The 864-nt window shown below is 41.0% G+C and carries 2 pseudogenes; one reads left to right on the forward strand and one right to left on the reverse strand.

Going from position 1 to position 864, the window contains the following annotated elements:
• Window positions 1–134: pseudogene (locus ACS8FD_RS18455) on the reverse strand (amino-acid N-acetyltransferase); the annotation flags it as partial.
• Window positions 135–512: 378 nt separating this feature from the next.
• Here ACS8FD_RS18455 and ACS8FD_RS18460 point away from each other — a divergent pair.
• A pseudogene (locus ACS8FD_RS18460) lies at window positions 513–864 on the forward strand (hypothetical protein); the annotation flags it as partial.

Here is an 864-nt window from a genome sequence, read left to right on the forward strand (position 1 = left end):
TTGGGATGATTGACTGCCTCACCACCAAACATAATCACGAAAGTCTTGCCGCGATGCGTGTTGATATAAGGCGCAGAGTTACGGAACCAATGGACGTATTCAGGTTTAATCTGGGGCATGGCGCTAATAGTCATAGTAGGAGCAATAATAGTAGGTATGGTAAAAGATAAGAGACATTAAAGATTTTACGAATATCAAAGATTTACCATAGCAAAAAACGTCGGTATGAGCTATCTTTTTATTTTGACGATCGCTGTTTGAATTTGGTCAGTTGTCTATATACACAACCTAAACACGGGGTTAGTATACCTATAAAAGCTTTTTGCTATGCTAAGCCCTATCACATGATCGATGACGCGCATAAATTGTATTTTCAATGCATAATGTAGAGTACATAACCTGTGTTTGAAAAATATGTAGGAAGAAATACGAAAAAAATTACAGCTTTGTCTCACAAAGAAACCTTGAGTAGTACTGTTTTACCGATACATTAACTAGGAATAACGAATATCATGAAGAAAATAAACCATTTAGCCAGTCCTTTTACTGCTTGGAGCGGTCATCGCTTATTTCAAGTCGTCGCCGGTACCCTTATCGGTGCGATGGTAGTCACAACCCAAGCGTCAGCTATGCTGCCAACACCAGAGCCTGCACTTGATGGCTCTGCTGCTGTAAAGACAGTTGCAAATGCTAATGGTAGCAACTCAAACATGCAAGCCGTTGATACCAAGATTACAGCTTCTCTTATAAGCGTGGATGCGAATGGACAAGAGACATTGGTGCCTGTAGATGCCAATACGCGCTTGCAGCCAGGTAACGTTCTAGAGTATCAAGGGTATTTTACCAATACCAACCCAGATCGGG

This window comes from Psychrobacter sp. 1U2, from assembly GCF_051847575.1.